Origin of the sequence: Pseudomonas cavernae, from assembly GCF_003595175.1 — a bacterium.
Classification (GTDB): Bacteria; Pseudomonadota; Gammaproteobacteria; order Pseudomonadales; family Pseudomonadaceae; genus Aquipseudomonas; species Aquipseudomonas cavernae.
In genome coordinates this window covers 1,598,063-1,614,879 of record NZ_CP032419.1, presented here as the reverse complement: position 1 = coordinate 1,614,879, position 16,817 = coordinate 1,598,063, and the positions used below count along the sequence as shown (strand labels likewise).

Below are 16,817 nucleotides of genomic sequence, written 5' to 3'. Positions count from 1 at the left end.
GTCCATGCAGCCACGGCAGCGCCCTCAAGGATGGCACGAGCGCCCGCCAGCGGCTGGTCTGGGGTTTGGGCTGTTGCTCGGCCTGTTGTTCGTGGCGGCCAGCGTCCTGGCCAACTGGGACTTCGCCGTGATCCTGCAGAACGCCGAGCAGCGCTATGGCAACCTGGGTCAGGCGAAACCCCGCATCGAAGCCTGGAGCCAACTGATCGATGCCAGCAGCGAGCTGCCGGAGGCGGACAAGCTGCGCGCGGTCAACGGCTTCTTCAACCGCCAACTGCGCTTCGTCGACGACAGCCGTAACTGGCGGCAGAATGACTACTGGGCCACGCCGCTCGAGGCGTTGGTCAAGGGCGCCGGCGACTGCGAAGACTATTCCCTGGCCAAATACTTCACCCTGCGCCGCCTCGGCATCCCCAGCGAGAAGCTGCGCATCACCTACGTCAAGGCGATCCAGTACAACCAGGCGCACATGGTGCTGACCTATTACGCCAGCCCCGGTGCCGAACCGCTGGTGCTGGATAACCTGATCGGCGAAATCCGTCCCGCTTCGCAACGCAAAGACCTGCTGCCGGTATATGCCTTCAATGCCGAGGGCCTCTATTTGCCGGGCACCGCGGGCAAGAAGAGCGACACCAAGAAACTCTCGCGCTGGCAGGACTTGCTGCAAAAGATGCGCGCCGAAGGCTTTGCCATCGGTGCTGGCTAGGAGGCCTCATGTCATTACTCAAGCAACTGTTCATCGCCATCTGCCTGTTTCTGGTGGTGGCCTTCACCGGCAGCTTCATTTCCGGAGTGGAAAACTCGCGCGAGCAGTTGCGCAGCCAGTTGCGCTCCCACGCCCAGGATGCCGCCACTGCCCTCGGCCTGTCGCTGACCCCGCATGTCGACGATCCGGCGATGATCGAACTGATGGTCAGCTCGATCTTCGACAGCGGCTACTTCGCCACCATCCGCGTGGTGCGCATCCCCGGCGATGAAGTGGTCGTCGAGCGGCGCACCACCACTACGCCGGACCAGGTGCCACGCTGGTTCGTCAAACTGGTCAACCTCGCGCCGCAGGGCGGCGACGCGCTGATCATGCGCGGCTGGGAACAGGCGGCGCGGGTCGAAGTGCTCAGCCACCCGCAATTCGCCCTGGCCAAACTCTGGGACAGCGCCATCGGCAGCCTTGGTTGGCTGCTGCTGTGCGGGCTGGTCAGTGCCATCCTCGGTGGCTGGCTGCTGCGCACCCAACTCCGACCGCTGGACGACATGGTCCAGCAGGCCCAGGCCATCAGCCGCCGCGAGTTCCTCAGCCTGCCCAAGGTGCCTCGCACACCGGAGCTCAAACGCGTGGTGCAGGCGATGAATCAGATGGTCGAGAAGCTCAAGACCCTGTTCGCCGAGGAGGCCGCGCGCAGCGAGAAACTACGCGAGGAAGCCTATCAGGACAGCCTCACCGGCTTGGCCAACCGCCGCCTGTTCGACATCAGCCTGGCCAACCAGCTGATCGCCAGCGAGCAGAACGCCGCCGGCTACCTGCTGCTGCTGCGGGTCAATGATCTCGGCGGTCTCAACCAGCGCCTGGGCGGGCAGCGCACCGATGCGCTGATCGGCGCCATCGGCGAGCAGCTCAAGCAGTTGCTCGAACAGCCCAGCCGCAGCGACTGGCTGGCCTCGCGCAGCCGCGGCGGCGAATTCGCCCTGCTCGCCCCCGGCCTGGTCGGCGAGGATGCCGAGCGCCTGGCCAAGCAGCTCAGCGATGCCCTGGAGAACCTGCGCCAGACCGGCGCCAGCGACTGCACGCCGGTGGCGCATCTGGGCATTGCCGCCTTCCGCCCCGGCGAAGCGGTCGGCCAGGTCATCGGTCGCGCCGACCAGGCCCTGGCCCAAGCCCAAAGCACCCCAAGCAAACCCTGGGAGCGCCTGGATGACTTCAATACCCTGCCCAGCCAGGGGCTGAACGACTGGCGCAGTTGGATCGATGACGCCCTGCAGAAGAGCAAGCTGCAGCTGTATTTCCAGCCCGTGGTGGAATGTGCGGGCAACGGCAAGCTGCTGCACCAGAAAGTCCTCGCGCGCCTGCTCGATCCGCAAGGCGAAGCCATCGCCGCCGGCCGCTTCCTGCCCTGGATCGAACGCCTCGGCTGGGCCGCGCGCTTCGACCTGGCGATGCTCGAACACAGCCTCGCCCATCTCGCCCAACACCCGCAGCCGATCGCCCTCAGCCTGTCGGCGGCGACCCTGCATGAAGCCGCCAGCCGCGAACGCCTGCTGGCCCTGCTCAAGGCGCACCCGCAACAGGCGAGCCTGCTGACCCTGGAGGCCGACGAACGCCACCTGCCGCCGGCGGCCGAGCTGGAGCGCCTGAGTCAGGCCATCCGCGAGGCGGGCTATGGTCTCGGCCTGCAACACTTCGGCGGCCGCTTCAGCCTGATCGGCAACCTCACCCACCTGGGACTGAGTTATCTGAAAATCGACGGCACTTATATTCGCGCCATCGACCAGGAAAGTGACAAGCGCCTGTTCATCGAAGCGATGTTCCGCGCCACCAACAGCATCGACCTGCCGCTGATCGCGGAGATGGTGGAAAGCCCCGGCGAACTGGCGGCGCTCAAGGAACTGGGCATCCACGGCGCCATGGGCCGCCTGATCGGTGCGCCGCTGCCGTGGCCGAACAGTTAACGCGCAGGTGCGGCGCCCAATAAAAAAGGGATGACACTGTCATCCCTTTTCTTATTCCGTCGCTTCAGGCCACCGCGACGGGTGCCCGCACCACTCGCAGGGCGGCGATCACCAGGGCGAATACCGCCAGACTGGCGCTGTACAGCACCAGGGCCGGCAAAGCGAAGAACAGCGCCACGACCGCCACAGTCCGCCCCGCCCGCCCAGGCAGGAAAAACGCGACCAGGGCGCCGGTCAGGGCCGCCCAGGCGATGACCCGGAAGTGGATCAACAGCCCCAGGTTGGCGCGCATTTGGCACTCCCAGCGCTGCGCCTCATCGACGCACAGGCCGACCCACTGAGCATCCTCCATCAGCGCATAACGCAGCCCATAACTGGCAGCCAGCCACAGTGACAGCGCGATCAGTAGCAATATCAGGGGCAAGCGGCGGGACATGGAGGGCTCCGGTGTGTGAAAACGGCGCTCAGGATAATGCCCCTCTGGCCGTATGCAAGCCTAAATCCTTTGCCCCACCGAGGTTCGCACGCCCGCGCGAAAGCCCCGGCGCACAGTAGGGGGCGGGAGCTATTGGCGCCGACAGCGTAAAACCGATCCGCCCCCTCAACGGCAAAATCCCGGCTCAGTCTGTATGTGGTGGGCAATAGTGCCGCTACAGAAATCCACCGCAATGCGTCGGCCGGCACTTGCAGTTGTCATAACCAATGTATTTACTCAGCACTTTATCGTCTAAAGGGACTTAGCCATGTCCGGCCTTTCTCGTCTCGCCAGCCTTCTCGGAGGTCTCGTCCTCAGTGTGCCGTTGTCGGCCGCCGAACTGGATGCAGCCAGCTATGGCTATCCGCTGACTAACCCGTTCGAGGCGACTATCGCCACCACGCCGCCGGAGTTGCGCCCCGAGCTGCCCGCCGACGACGATATCGATCAGGCCGACTACGCCCTCAAGCTGCGCCCGGAGCGCGAGTTCGAGCTGCCGGAGAACTTCTGGCCGGTCACCAAGCTGCGCTACCGCCTGGCCAAGCAAGACCAGCCGGCGCCGCTGGTATTCGTCATCGCCGGCACCGGCGCCCCCTACTCCAGCACCCTCGCCGAATATCTGAAGAAGCTGTTCTATGGGGCCGGCTACCACGTGGTGCAACTGTCGTCGCCGACCAGCTACGACTTCATGGCCGCCGCCTCCCGGCACGCCACGCCGGGAATTTCCGCCGAGGATGCCGACGACCTCTATCGAGTCATGCAGGCCGTGCGCGCCCAGCATCCCGACCTGCCGATCACCGACTTCTACCTCACCGGCTACAGCCTCGGCGCCCTGGAAGCCGCCTTCGTCAGCAAGCTCGACGAGACCCGGCGCAGCTTCAACTTCAAGCGTGTGCTGCTGCTCAACCCGCCGGTCAACCTCTACACCTCGATCACCAACCTCGATCGCCTGGTGCAAACCAAGGTCAAGGGCATCGACGACACCACCACCTTCTATCAACTGGTGCTGAACAAGCTGACCCGCTACTTCCAGCAGAAGGGCTACATCGACATCAACGATGCCATGCTCTATGACTTCCAGCAGTCTAAGCAGCATCTGTCGGACGAGCAGATGGCCATGCTGATCGGCACCTCGTTCCGCTTCTCCTCGGCCGACCTCGCCTTCACCTCGGACCTGATCAACCGCCGCGGCCTGATCACCCCGCCGAACTATCCGATCAAGGAAGGCACCAGCCTCGCGCCCTTCCTCACGCGCGCCCTGCAATGCGACTTCGACTGCTATATCGGCGAACAGCTGGTGCCGATGTGGCGGGCGCGCACCGATGGCGGCAGCCTGTTGCAAATGATCGATCAGGTCAGTCTGTACGCCCTCGAGGACTACCTGAAGAGCAGCGACAAGATTGCCGTGATGCACAACGCCGACGACGTGATCCTCGGCCCCGGCGACCTCGGCTTCCTGCGCCGCAGCCTGGGCAAGCGACTGACCCTCTACCCGCACGGCGGCCACTGCGGCAACCTCAACTACCGCGTCAACGCCCAAGACATGCTGGAGTTCTTCCGTGGCTAAGAATTTCTTTCTGCTTGCCCTGCTCCTCGCCAGCAGCCTGGCCCATGCCGAGCACAGCACCGACGAGGACGGCTTTACCCGGCCGATCGAACACCTGCAGTTCAACCCCGGCCTCGATCAGCGCGAGTTCGAGCGCTCGAGCCTCGACGCGCTGCATGTCTACGACCCCTGGGAAGGCTGGAACCGACGGGTCTACCACTTCAACTACCGCTTCGACGAATGGGTGTTCCTGCCGGTGGTGCGTGGCTACCGCTACGTCACTCCGCATTTCGTCCGCAGCGGCGTGAGCAACTTCTTCAGCAACCTCGGCGACATCCCCAACCTGCTCAACAGCCTGCTGCAGTTCAAGGGCCAGCGCTCGCTGGAAACCACCGGGCGCCTGCTGGTCAACACCACGATCGGTGTGGTCGGGCTCTGGGATCCGGCAACCAAATTCGGCCTACCCAAGCAGAGCGAGGATTTTGGCCAGACCCTCGGCTTCTATGGCGCTCCCAGCGGCCCCTACCTGATGCTGCCGCTGCTTGGCCCGTCCAACCTGCGCGACACCGGCGGCCTGGTGGTGGACTACGTGGCCGACTACGAGATCAACTTCCTCAACGTGCCGGAAACCAGCAGCGACCACCCGGAAATCAGCCTGCTGCGGGCGGTGGACAAGCGCCACAGCACCAACTTCCGCTACGGCCAGACCGACTCGCCGTTCGAGTACGAGAAGATCCGCTACGTCTACACCGAGGCGCGCAAGCTGCAGATCGCCGAGTGACCTCCTACAGAGCCACCCCGCGCCGCCGGCCGGGGCGGCTTTTTTGTGGACTGAAGCCGACACATCAATCTATTTTTACGATGAATATGTTGCGAATTCAGCACTATTAAATTCGATTAATCGCCCTAGCATGAGCACATTCCCTTCAGGAGGTGCCGTCATGACCCAGCTGCGTTCCGTACTCGCCGTGCAACCCGGCCAACCCGCTTCCGACGGCGCCGGCGTGCGCCTGACCCGTGTGATTGGCGGGGGCGGCCTCGAGCGTTTCGACCCGTTTCTGATGCTCGACGAATTCGGCTCGGACAACCCCGACGACTACATCGCCGGCTTCCCGCCACATCCGCACCGCGGCTTCGAGACCATCACCTACATGCTCGAAGGGCGCATGCGCCACGAGGATCACCTGGGCAATGTCGGCCTGCTGCAGAGCGGCGGCGTGCAATGGATGACCGCCGCCCATGGGGTGATCCATAGCGAGATGCCCGAACAGCAGGAAGGCGTGATGCGCGGCTTCCAGCTGTGGCTCAACCTGCCGGCCAAGGACAAGCTTGGCGCGCCGGGCTACCGCGATTTCTCCCCTTGGGAGATCCCGCGCCTGCAGCGCGCCGATGGCGTCGAAGTGGTGGTGATCGCCGGTCGTTTCGACGACGGCCAGCACCAGCAGGACGGTGCGGTGCAACGCCAGCACACCGAGCCGCAGCTGTTCGACCTGCGCCTGCCGGCCGCCAGCGCCATCGCCCCGCGCCTGCCCCAGGGCCATCGGCTGATGCTGTATGTCTACGAGGGCGAACTGGAAGTCAACGGCCACAAGGTCGGCAAGAGTCGACTGGTGCGCCTGGCCGATGACGGCGAGCTGCAGCTGAGCAGCATGGCCGGCGCCAAGGTCCTGCTGATCGCCGGCAAGCCGCTGGGCGAGCCGATCGTGCAATACGGCCCGTTCGTGATGAACAGTCACGAGGAGATCGAGCAGGCGCTGCGGGATTATCGCGATGGTGTGCTGGCGGCCTGAAAACCAGGGGGACTATGCGTCCAGGCCAAGAAAGCGCTGCAATTCGGCGCGCTTGGTCTGAGCATCGCGATAACCCAGCTCGATCAGCTCGTTGCAATACCCCGGTTCGAACAGCAGATAGCTGAGCACCCCGGCGCCACTCGCCTGGGTGGCACCGGGGCCGGCGAGGAACAGCCGTAGCGGCCGCGGCAGTTCGGCGCGGTGGCGGGCGGCGATCTGATCCAAGGGCTGGCTGGGCGCAATCACCAGCACCTCCACCGGCTTTAGGCCGAGGCCGTTTGGAGCATCGACTGGCAACAAGTGACTCATCAGGTTGAGCCGCTTGACCATTTCGATATCGCTTTCCAGGCTGTCGATGAAGCTGCTGTTGAGCAAGTGCCCACCGATCTGCGCCAGACTCGGCGGCTTGCCGCTGCGCGGGCGCACCACCCTGGCATTGGCGTCACCCTCCAAGGGGTTGCCGCTGACACCGATCACCAGCACTCGATTGGCGCCCAGATGCAGCGCTGGACTGATCGGCGCCGCCTGACGCATGGCACCGTCGCCGAAATACTCGCGGTTGACCTTCACCGGGGGAAAGATCAGCGGGATCGAGGCGCTGGCCAGCAAATGCTCGAGCCGCAGGCGGGTCGGCACACCGACGCGGCGATGGCGGAGCCAGGGGTCGATAGTCGCGCGCCCCTGGTAGAAGGTCACCGCCTGCCCCGACTCGTAACCAAACGCCGTCACCGCCACCGCGCGCAGCCGGCGCTGACGCACCGCCGCGGCGATCCCAGAGAAATCCAGCTCGCGCGCCAACAGTTCGCCCAGCGGCGAGCTGTCGAGCAAGGACACCGGCGCATGGCCGGCAAAACCGAGCACATGCTGGGTGACGAAGCGGCTGGCCTGACGCAGCACCCCGGCCCAATCGCTGCGGTAGATCTGCTCGGTATGGAACGCGCGCCAGACCGCGGTCAGGCGCTGGACCGACTCGCAGAAGTGCAAGGCACCGCACGCCAGCCCCACGGCATTCACCGCCCCCGCCGAAGTGCCGACGATCACCGGGAACGGGTTGTGCCCGGCATCAGGCAGCAATTCGGCAATCGCCGCCAGCACCCCGACTTGATAGGCCGCCCGCGCGCCGCCACCAGAAAGAATCAGCCCGGTCACGGGCTGCGCGGAACTGGCGGCATCAGGCATAGGTACTGTCCCTAGTTTTTTGCGAGTGTAGACGGTCGCTATTGGCGCTTCCTGTACAGCTTCGGCTCGCCTTCGGGGCGCGTCTTGAAGCGCCGGTGCGCCCACAGGTACTGCTCGGGGCACGCGCGGATGGCGCTTTCCACCCATTGGTTGATGCGCAGGCAATCGGTCTCTTCGCTCTCGCCGGGGAAGTCCGCCAATGGCGGGTGGACCACCAGGCGGTAGCCCGAATCGTCGGCCAGGCGCAGCTGGGTAAAGGGCAGCACCCGCGCCCGGCCCAGGCGGGCGAACTTGCTGGTGGCAGTCACCGTCGCCGCCTGAATGCCGAACAGTGGCGTGAACAGGCTCTGCTTCGGGCCATAGTCCTGATCCGGCGCATACCAGATCGCCCGACCGGCACGCAGCAGCTTGAGCATGCCGCGCACATCGTCACGCTCGACGGCCGTGGCGTCCAGGTTGTGCCGCTCGCGACCGCTGCGCTGCAGGTAATCGAACAGCGGATTCTTGTGCTCGCGATACATGCCGTCGATGGTGTGCTGCTGGCCGAGCAGCGCCGCGCCAATCTCCAGCGTGGTGAAGTGCACGGCCATGAGGATCACGCCCTGCCCTTCGGCCTGCGCCTGCTTGAGATGTTCCAGCCCCTCGATGTGGGCCAGCCGGCGCAGACGCTTTTTCGGCCACCACCAACTGATGGCCATCTCGAAGAAGGCAATGCCGGTGGAGGCGAAGTTTTCCTGCAACAGCCGCTTGCGCTCGGCCACCGACAACTCGGGGAAGCACAGCTCCAGGTTGCGCGCGGCGATCTGCCGGCGCGACACCGCCAGGCTGTACATCAACACACCCAGGCCCCGACCAAGGCGCAGCAGCAGCGGATAAGGCAATTGGACGAGCAACCACAGCAAACCCAGCCCCAGCCACATAAGCCAGAAACGCGGATGCAGGAAATAGCTACGAAAACGCGGACGATCCATCTCAGCTTCCGGACAAACGACACAACCGGGCATTCTACACGCGGCACGCGGCTTGCGGCCCACCGGCGTTCTCGCTATAAGTCGCGGCTAATCCCGCTTCAGTCAATTCAGGCCCTCTAGCCCAACATGAGCCAAACCGACCTTCTCGACCAAGACCCCGTGTTCCAGCTCAAGGGCAGCATGCTGGCCATTACGGTACTGGAACTGGCCCACAACGACCTCGCCCGCCTCGACGCGCAACTGGCGGCCAAAGTGGCCCAGGCGCCGAACTTCTTCAGCAATATCCCGCTGGTCCTGGCGCTGGATAAGCTGCCGGAAGGCGAAGGTGCGCTCGACTTGGGCGAGCTGATGGCCATCTGCCGCCGCCATGGCCTGCGCACCCTGGCCATCCGCGCCCACCGCGAGGACGACATCGCCGCCGCCAATGCCCTCGACCTGCCGGTGCTGCCGCCCTCCGGCGCGCGCGAGCGACTGGTCGAGCCGGTGGAAAACCTCGCCGCGCGCAAGAAAGTGGAAAAGCCGGCCGAGCCGCCGATCAAACCGACCAAGGTGATCACCACGCCGGTGCGCGGCGGCATGCAGATATATGCCCAGGGCGGCGATCTGGTGGTCGTCGCGCCGGTCAGTGCCGGAGCGGAACTTCTCGCCGACGGCAACATCCATGTGTACGGACCGATGCGCGGCCGCGCCCTGGCTGGGGTCAAAGGCGACACCAAGGCGCGCATCTTCTGCCAGCAAATGGGCGCGGAAATGCTCTCGATTGCCGGCCAATACAAGGTTGCCGAAGACCTGCGGCGCGACCCTTTATGGGGCGACGCAGTGCACGTCAGCCTGTCGGGTGATGTGTTGAACATCACCCGCCTTTAACGGATACTGCCGCTCATTTTCAGGGACCTGAAAACCTTTTCCATTAGGGGTGAATCACCTTGGCCAAGATCCTCGTAGTCACTTCCGGCAAGGGTGGCGTGGGTAAAACCACCACCAGCGCCGCCATCGGCACCGGCCTAGCTCTGCGCGGGCACAAGACAGTCATCGTCGACTTCGACGTCGGCCTGCGGAACCTCGATCTGATCATGGGCTGCGAACGCCGCGTGGTGTACGACTTCGTCAACGTGGTCAACGGCGAAGCGACCCTGACCCAGGCACTGATCAAAGACAAGCGCCTGGAAAACCTCCACGTCCTCGCCGCCAGCCAGACCCGTGACAAAGACGCGCTGACCAAGGAAGGCGTGGAAAAGGTCATGAACGAGCTGCGCGAGAACTTCGAATACGTGGTCTGCGATTCGCCGGCGGGTATCGAAAAAGGCGCGCACCTGGCGATGTACTTCGCCGACGAAGCCGTGGTGGTGACCAACCCGGAAGTTTCCTCGGTACGCGACTCCGACCGCATGCTCGGCCTGCTGGCGAGCAAATCGCGGCGCGCCGAGAACGGCGAAGAACCGATCAAGGAACACCTGCTGCTGACCCGTTACAACCCCGAACGCGTTACCAAGGGCGAGATGCTCGGCGTCGAGGACGTCGAGGAAATCCTCGCCATCCGCCTGCTCGGCGTGATTCCGGAATCCCAGGCGGTACTCAAAGCCTCCAACCAGGGCGTCCCGGTGATCCTCGACGACCAGAGCGACGCCGGCCAGGCGTACAGCGATGCCGTCGATCGCCTGCTGGGCAAGGAAGTCGAGCACCGTTTCCTTGATGTGCAGAAAAAAGGCCTGCTTCAACGCCTGTTTGGAGCACGCTAATGAATATTTTTGACTTCTTCCGAGAACGCAAGAAGGAATCCACCGCCTCGATCGCCAAAGAGCGCCTGCAGATCATCGTCGCCCACGAACGTGGTCAACGCAGCAAGCCGGACTACCTGCCCGCCCTCCAGCAGGAACTGGTGGAAGTGATCCGTAAGTACGTCAACATCGACTCAGATCAGGTGCAGGTTGCCCTGGAAAACCAAGGCAGCTGCTCGATCCTCGAACTCAACATCACCCTGCCGGACCGTTAAGGTCTGCCCTCTCCCATCGGGAGAGGGCCGGAGCGAGGGAAGCGGCGGCTTAGGCCGCCGTTTTTATTGGTGGAATACCCATGCCTCTATCGAACGTCGAGATCCTGCATCAGGACGCTGCCATCCTGGTGGTCAATAAGCCCACCCTGCTGCTTTCGGTGCCCGGCCGAGCGGATGACAACAAGGACTGCCTGATCACCCGCCTGCAGGACAACGGCTACCCCGAGGCGCGCATCGTCCATCGCCTGGACTGGGAAACCTCCGGGCTGATCCTGCTGGCCCGGGATGCCGACAGCCATCGCGAGCTGTCGCGCCAGTTCCATGACCGCGAAACCGAGAAGGCCTACACCGCACTGTGCTGGGGCGAGCCGGAACTGGACAGCGGACGCATCGATCTGCCGCTGCGTTACGACCCGCCGACCAAGCCGCGCCACGTGGTCTGCCACGAACATGGCCGCCATGCCCTGACCTTCTGGCGCGTGCTGGAGCGCTGCGGCGACTACAGCCGGGTCGAATTGACCCCGATCACCGGCCGCTCGCACCAGCTGCGCGTGCACATGCTGTCCATCGGCCACCCGCTGTTGGGCGACCGCCTGTACGCCAACCCCGAGGCCCTGGCCGCCCACGAGCGGCTGTGCCTGCACGCCAGCATGCTCGCCTTTACCCACCCGCACAGCGGCGAGCGCCTGCGCTTCGACTGCCCGGCACCATTCTGAGCAACGGGATGCGGTAAACTCCGGCCATCGCTGCTTGGAGTGCCGTATGCCCGAAGATCTGAACCAAGGCCTGATCGACTTCCTCAAGGCCTCGCCGACCCCCTTCCATGCCACCACCAGTCTCTGCCAACGCCTTGAAACCGCCGGTTTCCGTCGGCTCGACGAGCGCGAGGCTTGGCATACCGAGGCCGGTGGACGCTACTACGTCACCCGCAACGATTCCTCGCTGATCGCCTTCCGCCTCGGTAAGCGCCCGCTGCTGGAAGGCGGCATGCGCCTGGTCGGCGCGCATACCGACAGCCCCTGCCTGCGGGTCAAGCCGCAACCGGAACTGCAGCGCCACGGCTTCCTCCAGTTGGGCGTGGAAGTCTACGGCGGCGCCCTGCTGGCCCCCTGGTTCGACCGCGACCTGTCACTGGCCGGGCGCGTCACCTTTCGCCGTGACGGCAAGGTGGAAAGCCAGCTGATTGACTTCCAGCAGCCCATCGCGGTGATTCCCAACCTGGCCATCCACCTCAACCGCGAGGCCAACCAGGGCTGGGCGATCAACCCGCAGACCGAACTGCCGCCGATCCTCGCTCAGGTCGCCGGCCACGAGCCCTACGACTTCCGTGCCCTGCTGGCCGAGCAGTTGACCCGCGAGCATGGCTTTAACGCCGACGCGGTGCTGGACTACGAGCTGAGCTTCTACGACACCCAAAGCGCCGCGGTGATTGGCCTGAACGCCGACTTCATCGCCGGCGCGCGCCTGGACAACCTGCTGTCCTGCTATGCCGGACTGCGGGCACTGCTGCATGCCGATGGCGAGGAAAGCTGCGTGCTGGTCTGCACCGACCACGAGGAGGTCGGCTCCTGCTCGGCCTGCGGCGCCGATGGCCCGTTCCTCGAGCAAGTGCTGCGCCGCCTGCTGCCGGCCGGCGACAGCTTCACCCGCACCATCCAGAAATCCCTGCTGGTCTCTGCCGACAATGCCCACGGCGTGCATCCCAACTATGCCGACAAGCACGATGGCAACCACGGCCCGAAACTCAATGCCGGCCCGGTGATCAAGATCAACACCAACCAGCGCTACGCCACCAACAGCGAAACCGCGGGCTTCTTCCGGCATCTGTGCCTGGAAAACGAAGTGCCGGTACAAAGTTTCGTGGTCCGCAGCGACATGGGCTGCGGCTCGACCATCGGCCCGCTCACCGCCAGCCAGCTTGGCGTGCGCACCGTCGACATTGGCCTGCCGACCTTCGCCATGCACTCGATCCGCGAACTGGCCGGCAGCCATGACCTGGCCCACCTGGTGAAAGTCCTGACCGCCTTCTATGCCAGCCCTGTGCTGCCCTAAGAATCTGTTTCGGATCTCGCGAGCTAGAGTCAAACAAGGCGCAACGACCAACGGGAGTAACAGCCGAAGGCTGGCCCAAAGGGCGAGCATAGCGAGTCAAACGGCTGAGGAAGCGGAGTTTACGAGTTGTAAATGAGCATGACTCGCTTCGCTCGCCCCTTCGGGGCCGCACTAAAGTACGTTAGCCGCAAGCGGCTTCCGAAGCCGTTTTTAACGCCGTTTGGCCGACGCGCAGCAGATCCGAGACAGGTTCTGAGACTGGCCTGCGCATCCACGACAGAAATACAAGGTGACACCATGCCCCTGGCAATCTTCGATCTAGACGAAACCCTGATTGACGGCGACTGCGCCAGCCTCTGGTGCAAACAGATGGCCGACCTCGAATGGGTCGACGGCGAGTCGTTCCTCGCCCGCGAACACGAACTGATGAACCTGTATGCCGAAGGCAAGCTGGCCATGGAGGACTACATGGATTTCAGTCTCTCGCCGCTGGTCGGTCGCACAGCCGAAGAAGTGGCGCATGTAGTCGAACCCTTCGTCGAGGACGTGATCGAGCCACTGATCTACAGCGATGCCTGCAAGCGCCTGGCCGAACACCGCGCGGCCGGTGACCGACTGCTGGTGATCTCCGCCTCCGCGCACTTCCTGGTCAGCGCCATCGCCGAACGCCTGGGCATCGACGAGGTGCTGGCCATAGATCTGGAAGAGCAGCATGGCTGCTACACGGGCCGCACCACAGGCGTGCTGACCTACCGTGAGGGCAAAGTCACCCGCCTGCAGGCCTGGCTGGCTGAGCATGAGGAAAGCCTGGAAGGCGCCAGTTTCTACTCCGACTCACGCAACGACCTGGCGCTGCTACAGCGCGTCGGCCGCCCCCACGCGATAAACCCCGACCCGGTGCTGCGCCAGCACGCCGAGGAGGCCGGCTGGCCGGTCCTCCTCTGGCGCTGACTCGCGCCGCTCAAATCAGGCTGGAGTCGATCACCAGCACCAACTTGCCGGCCACCGTGTTGGTCGCCAACTCGGCAAAGGCCGCTTCCGCCTCCTCGATCGGGAAACTGCGCTCCAACTGCGGGCGCAGCCGCCCTTCGGCGAACAATGGCCAGACCTGCTGACCGAGATCGCCGAGCAGATCGGCCTTGAACCGATCGTCACGGGTGCGCAGGGTCGAGCCAATCAGCTGCAGGCGCTTGCCGAGCAGCAGCGCCAGATCCAGCTCGGCCTTGCGTCCGCCCATCAGACCGATGTTCACCCAGCGGCCGTCGCGGGCCAGCAGCTCCAGATTGAGCGCGGCGTAGTTGCCGCCAACCGGATCGAGGATCAGATCGAACGGCCCGAAATCGCGCAGGCCTTGCAGGCCCTCGCCGCGGATCACCCCGCCCTGGGCACCCAACGCCTCGCAATAGGCCAGCCGCTCGGCCGAACCCACACTCACCCAGCAAGGATTGCCGAAGGCCTTGCACAGCTGGATCGCCGCCGAGCCGACACCACTGGCGCCGGCATGCAACAGAACCTTCTCCCCCGGCTTCAGCGCGGCCAGCTGGAACAGGTTCAGCCAGGCCGTGGCATACACCTCCGGCAAGGCCGCCGCCTCCGCCAGGCTCAAGCCTTCCGGCACCGGCAGCACATGCCGGGCGTCGACCACCACCTCCTCGGCCATACCACCGCCGGCCAGCAGGGTGCAGACCCGATCACCGACCTGCCAAGCACTGCCTGCACCGACCTCGCTGATCACTCCCGAGCACTCCAGACCAAGGATGTCGCTGGCCCCCGGCGGCGGCGGATAAAGCCCAGCACGCTGGAGCAAATCCGCCCGATTGAGCCCGGCGGCCGCCACCCGAATCCGTACCTGCCCGACATCACAGGCTGGGCTGGCCCTTTCGCCCCACTCCACGCGTCCTTCAACGCCTTGCAATGCCTTCACGCTGCCTCCATAGTGATTTAAGACTGGGCCCGGCGCAGGACGCTGGGCTTTCTGCATTAAGCGACGGCTGCCATTGAACCGTCGCACTCAAAGACGGCCTAATATGCGTTATCAACCGCCATCACGTCGAATCAGCATGAAGCGCTTCCTCCCTAGCACCACCCTAGCTCTCTTCCTGGGTTTCACTGCCGCGTCGGCCTTTGCCGCCACCAGCAGCGCAAACCCTTGGGGCAGCCTTCAGCCTGACCGCGAGCAGGTGATCGCCAGCCTCAACGTGGTGGAGCTGCTCAAGCGCCATCACTACAGCAAGCCGCCACTCAACGACGCGCGCTCGGTGATCATCTACGACAGCTACCTGAAGCTGCTGGACCCGGCGCGCAGCTACTTCACTGCCGCGGACATCGCCGAATTCGACAAATGGCGGAGCAAATTCGACGACCTGCTGAAAAGCGGCGACCTCGATCCAGGCTTCCTTATCTACAAACGCCATCTGGATCGGGTGAAGCAGCGGGTGGACTTCGCCCTCGGCGAACTCAACAAGGGCATCGACAAGATGGACTTCAGCGTCGACGAAAGCCTGCAGACCGACCGTGAGAAGGCCCCTTGGGCGAAAAACTCGGCCGAACTGGACGATCTCTGGCGCAAGCGCGTCAAGGATGAAGTACTGCGCCTGAAAATCGCCGGAAAAGAGCCCAAGGCCATTCAGGAACTGCTGACCAAGCGCTACAAGAATCAACTGTCGCGCCTCGAGCAAACCCGCAGCGAAGACATCTTCCAGGCCTACATCAATACCTTCGCGCAGTCCTACGACCCGCACACCAACTACCTGTCGCCAGACAGCGCGGAAAACTTCGACATCAACATGAGCCTGTCGCTGGAAGGCATCGGCGCGGTGCTGCAGAGCGACAACGATCAGGTCAAGATCGTGCGCCTGGTACCGGCTGGCCCGGCCGAGAAGAGCAAGCTGCTCGCTCCAGCCGACAAGATCATCGGCGTGGCCCAGGGCAACGGCGAAATGGTCGACGTGATCGGCTGGCGCCTGGACGAGGTGGTCAAACTGATCCGCGGACCGAAAGGCTCGGTGGTGCGCCTGGAGGTGATTCCAGCCAGCAATGCACCCAACAACCAGACCAGCAAGGTGGTGGCCATCACCCGCGAGGCGGTCAAGCTGGAGGATCAGGCGGCGAAGAAATCCATTCTCAAACTCGACCATGAAGGCCGCCAGTACAGCCTCGGGGTGATCGAAATCCCAGCCTTCTACCTCGACTTCAAGGCATTCCGCGCTGGCGACCCGAACTACAAGAGCACTACCCGTGACGTCAAACGCCTGATCGGCGAACTGCAGAAAGACAAGGTCGATGGCATCGTCATCGACCTGCGCAACAACGGCGGCGGCTCCCTGCAAGAAGCCACCGAGTTGACCGGCCTGTTCATCAACCAGGGCCCCACCGTGCTGGTACGCAACAGTGACGGCCGCGTCGACGTGCTCGCCGACGACAACCCGGGCGCCTACTACACCGGCCCACTGGCCCTGCTGGTCAACCGCCTGTCGGCCTCGGCCTCGGAAATCTTCGCTGGCGCCATGCAGGACTATCACCGTGCGCTGATCCTCGGCGGGCAAACCTTTGGCAAGGGCACGGTGCAAACCATCCAGCCGCTCAACCACGGCGAGTTGAAACTGACCCTGGCCAAGTTCTACCGCGTCTCCGGGCAGAGCACCCAGCACCAAGGGGTGATTCCGGACATCGAGTATCCGGCGGTGGTCGACACCAAGGAAATCGGTGAGAGCGCACTACCGGAAGCCATGCCTTGGGACAGCATCCGCCCGGCGATCAAACCGGAAAGCGATCCGTTCAAGCCCTTCCTTACCGAGCTGAAGGCCCGCCACGATGCCCGCGCGGCGCAGAACCCGGACTTCGTCTTCACCCGCGACCGCCTGGCGCTAGCGCAGAAGCTGCTGCACGAAACCAAGGTCAGCCTCAACGAGACCCAGCGTCGCGCCCTGCATACCGAGATCGAAACCCAGCAGCTGACGATGGAAAACACCCGCCGCAAGGCCAAGGGTGAAGAACCGTTGAAGGAGCTGAAAAAAGAGGACGAAGACGCCCTGCCGAGCGAGGACGACAAGCTCAAACCGGAAGACGACGCCTACCTGGTGGAAAGCGGTCAGATCATGCTCGACTTCCTCGGTCTGAACTCGGCGGTCGCCAAGCACTGACATCA

General features: G+C 64.2%; 16 protein-coding genes. 12 read left to right on the top strand and 4 right to left on the bottom strand.

Annotated features, from left to right (window positions below; translation table 11 throughout):
- Positions 1-4 precede the first annotated feature (4 nt).
- Positions 5-706, top strand: a complete 702-nt coding sequence (gene lapG / locus D3880_RS07520; protein WP_119892859.1) for a cysteine protease LapG — start codon at positions 5-7, stop codon at positions 704-706.
- 8 nt (positions 707-714) lie between these two features.
- Entirely contained in the window at positions 715-2,664 is a 1,950-nt protein-coding gene (gene lapD / locus D3880_RS07515) for a cyclic di-GMP receptor LapD (RefSeq protein WP_119892858.1), read from the top strand.
- Positions 2,665-2,728: 64 nt separating this feature from the next.
- On the opposite strand, the gene D3880_RS07510 is transcribed toward lapD, so the two are convergent.
- The gene (locus tag D3880_RS07510) at positions 2,729-3,100 is read right to left on the bottom strand and encodes a hypothetical protein (RefSeq protein WP_119892857.1); all 372 of its coding nucleotides are present in this window, start codon (positions 3,098-3,100) and stop codon (positions 2,729-2,731) included.
- A gap of 307 nt (positions 3,101-3,407) precedes the next feature.
- Here D3880_RS07510 and D3880_RS07505 point away from each other — a divergent pair, with 307 nt between their 5' ends.
- The 3 genes from D3880_RS07505 (at position 3,408) to D3880_RS07495 (ending at position 6,475) form a co-directional block, all read left to right on the top strand.
- Positions 3,408-4,706: an alpha/beta fold hydrolase family protein gene (locus D3880_RS07505; protein WP_119892856.1), complete on the top strand. Its 1,299-nt coding sequence runs from the start codon at positions 3,408-3,410 to the stop codon at positions 4,704-4,706.
- A 10-nt stretch (positions 4,707-4,716) separates the two neighbouring features.
- Positions 4,717-5,466 carry an MlaA family lipoprotein gene (locus tag D3880_RS07500; RefSeq protein WP_238474440.1) on the top strand — a complete coding sequence of 250 codons (750 nt, stop codon included), beginning with the start codon at positions 4,717-4,719 and terminating at the stop codon, positions 5,464-5,466.
- Between the two features lie 160 nt (positions 5,467-5,626).
- Positions 5,627-6,475, top strand: coding sequence for a pirin family protein (locus D3880_RS07495; RefSeq protein WP_119892854.1), 849 nt, complete (start codon positions 5,627-5,629; stop codon positions 6,473-6,475).
- A 12-nt stretch (positions 6,476-6,487) separates the two neighbouring features.
- On the opposite strand, the gene D3880_RS07490 is transcribed toward D3880_RS07495, so the two are convergent.
- Together D3880_RS07490 and D3880_RS07485 are read right to left on the bottom strand one after the other, a co-directional pair.
- Positions 6,488-7,654 carry a patatin-like phospholipase family protein gene (locus tag D3880_RS07490; protein WP_119892853.1) on the bottom strand — a complete coding sequence of 389 codons (1,167 nt, stop codon included), beginning with the start codon at positions 7,652-7,654 and terminating at the stop codon, positions 6,488-6,490.
- 38 nt (positions 7,655-7,692) lie between these two features.
- Positions 7,693-8,625: a lipid A biosynthesis lauroyl acyltransferase gene (locus D3880_RS07485; RefSeq protein WP_119892852.1), complete on the bottom strand. Its 933-nt coding sequence runs from the start codon at positions 8,623-8,625 to the stop codon at positions 7,693-7,695.
- Positions 8,626-8,751: 126 nt separating this feature from the next.
- Between D3880_RS07485 and minC the strand changes: the two genes are divergently transcribed.
- The 6 genes from minC to D3880_RS07455 all read left to right on the top strand — a co-directional run bounded on the left by minC (position 8,752) and on the right by D3880_RS07455 (position 13,621).
- Positions 8,752-9,492, top strand: a complete 741-nt coding sequence (gene minC, locus D3880_RS07480; protein WP_119892851.1) for a septum site-determining protein MinC — start codon at positions 8,752-8,754, stop codon at positions 9,490-9,492.
- Positions 9,493-9,551: 59 nt separating this feature from the next.
- Complete coding sequence (gene minD / locus D3880_RS07475; protein ID WP_119892850.1) at positions 9,552-10,364, top strand: septum site-determining protein MinD; 813 nt, start codon at positions 9,552-9,554, stop codon at positions 10,362-10,364.
- Positions 10,364-10,618, top strand: coding sequence for a cell division topological specificity factor MinE (minE, locus tag D3880_RS07470; protein ID WP_119892849.1), 255 nt, complete (start codon positions 10,364-10,366; stop codon positions 10,616-10,618). Before minD ends, minE begins: the two co-directional genes overlap by 1 nt.
- A gap of 80 nt (positions 10,619-10,698) precedes the next feature.
- Complete coding sequence (locus D3880_RS07465) at positions 10,699-11,334, top strand: RluA family pseudouridine synthase (protein ID WP_119892848.1); 636 nt, start codon at positions 10,699-10,701, stop codon at positions 11,332-11,334.
- A 46-nt stretch (positions 11,335-11,380) separates the two neighbouring features.
- Positions 11,381-12,670, top strand: coding sequence for a M18 family aminopeptidase (locus D3880_RS07460; protein WP_119892847.1), 1,290 nt, complete (start codon positions 11,381-11,383; stop codon positions 12,668-12,670).
- Between the two features lie 297 nt (positions 12,671-12,967).
- Positions 12,968-13,621: an HAD family hydrolase gene (locus D3880_RS07455; protein WP_119892846.1), complete on the top strand. Its 654-nt coding sequence runs from the start codon at positions 12,968-12,970 to the stop codon at positions 13,619-13,621.
- Between the two features lie 10 nt (positions 13,622-13,631).
- Here D3880_RS07455 and D3880_RS07450 read toward each other — a convergent pair whose 3' ends face one another.
- On the bottom strand, positions 13,632-14,594 hold the full coding sequence (locus tag D3880_RS07450) for an NAD(P)H-quinone oxidoreductase (protein ID WP_119892845.1): 963 nt from the start codon (positions 14,592-14,594) through the stop codon (positions 13,632-13,634).
- A gap of 136 nt (positions 14,595-14,730) precedes the next feature.
- Here D3880_RS07450 and D3880_RS07445 point away from each other — a divergent pair, with 136 nt between their 5' ends.
- Positions 14,731-16,812 (top strand): carboxy terminal-processing peptidase, encoded by a 2,082-nt coding sequence (locus D3880_RS07445; protein WP_162934953.1) that lies wholly within the window; start codon positions 14,731-14,733, stop codon positions 16,810-16,812.
- Positions 16,813-16,817 lie beyond the last annotated feature (5 nt).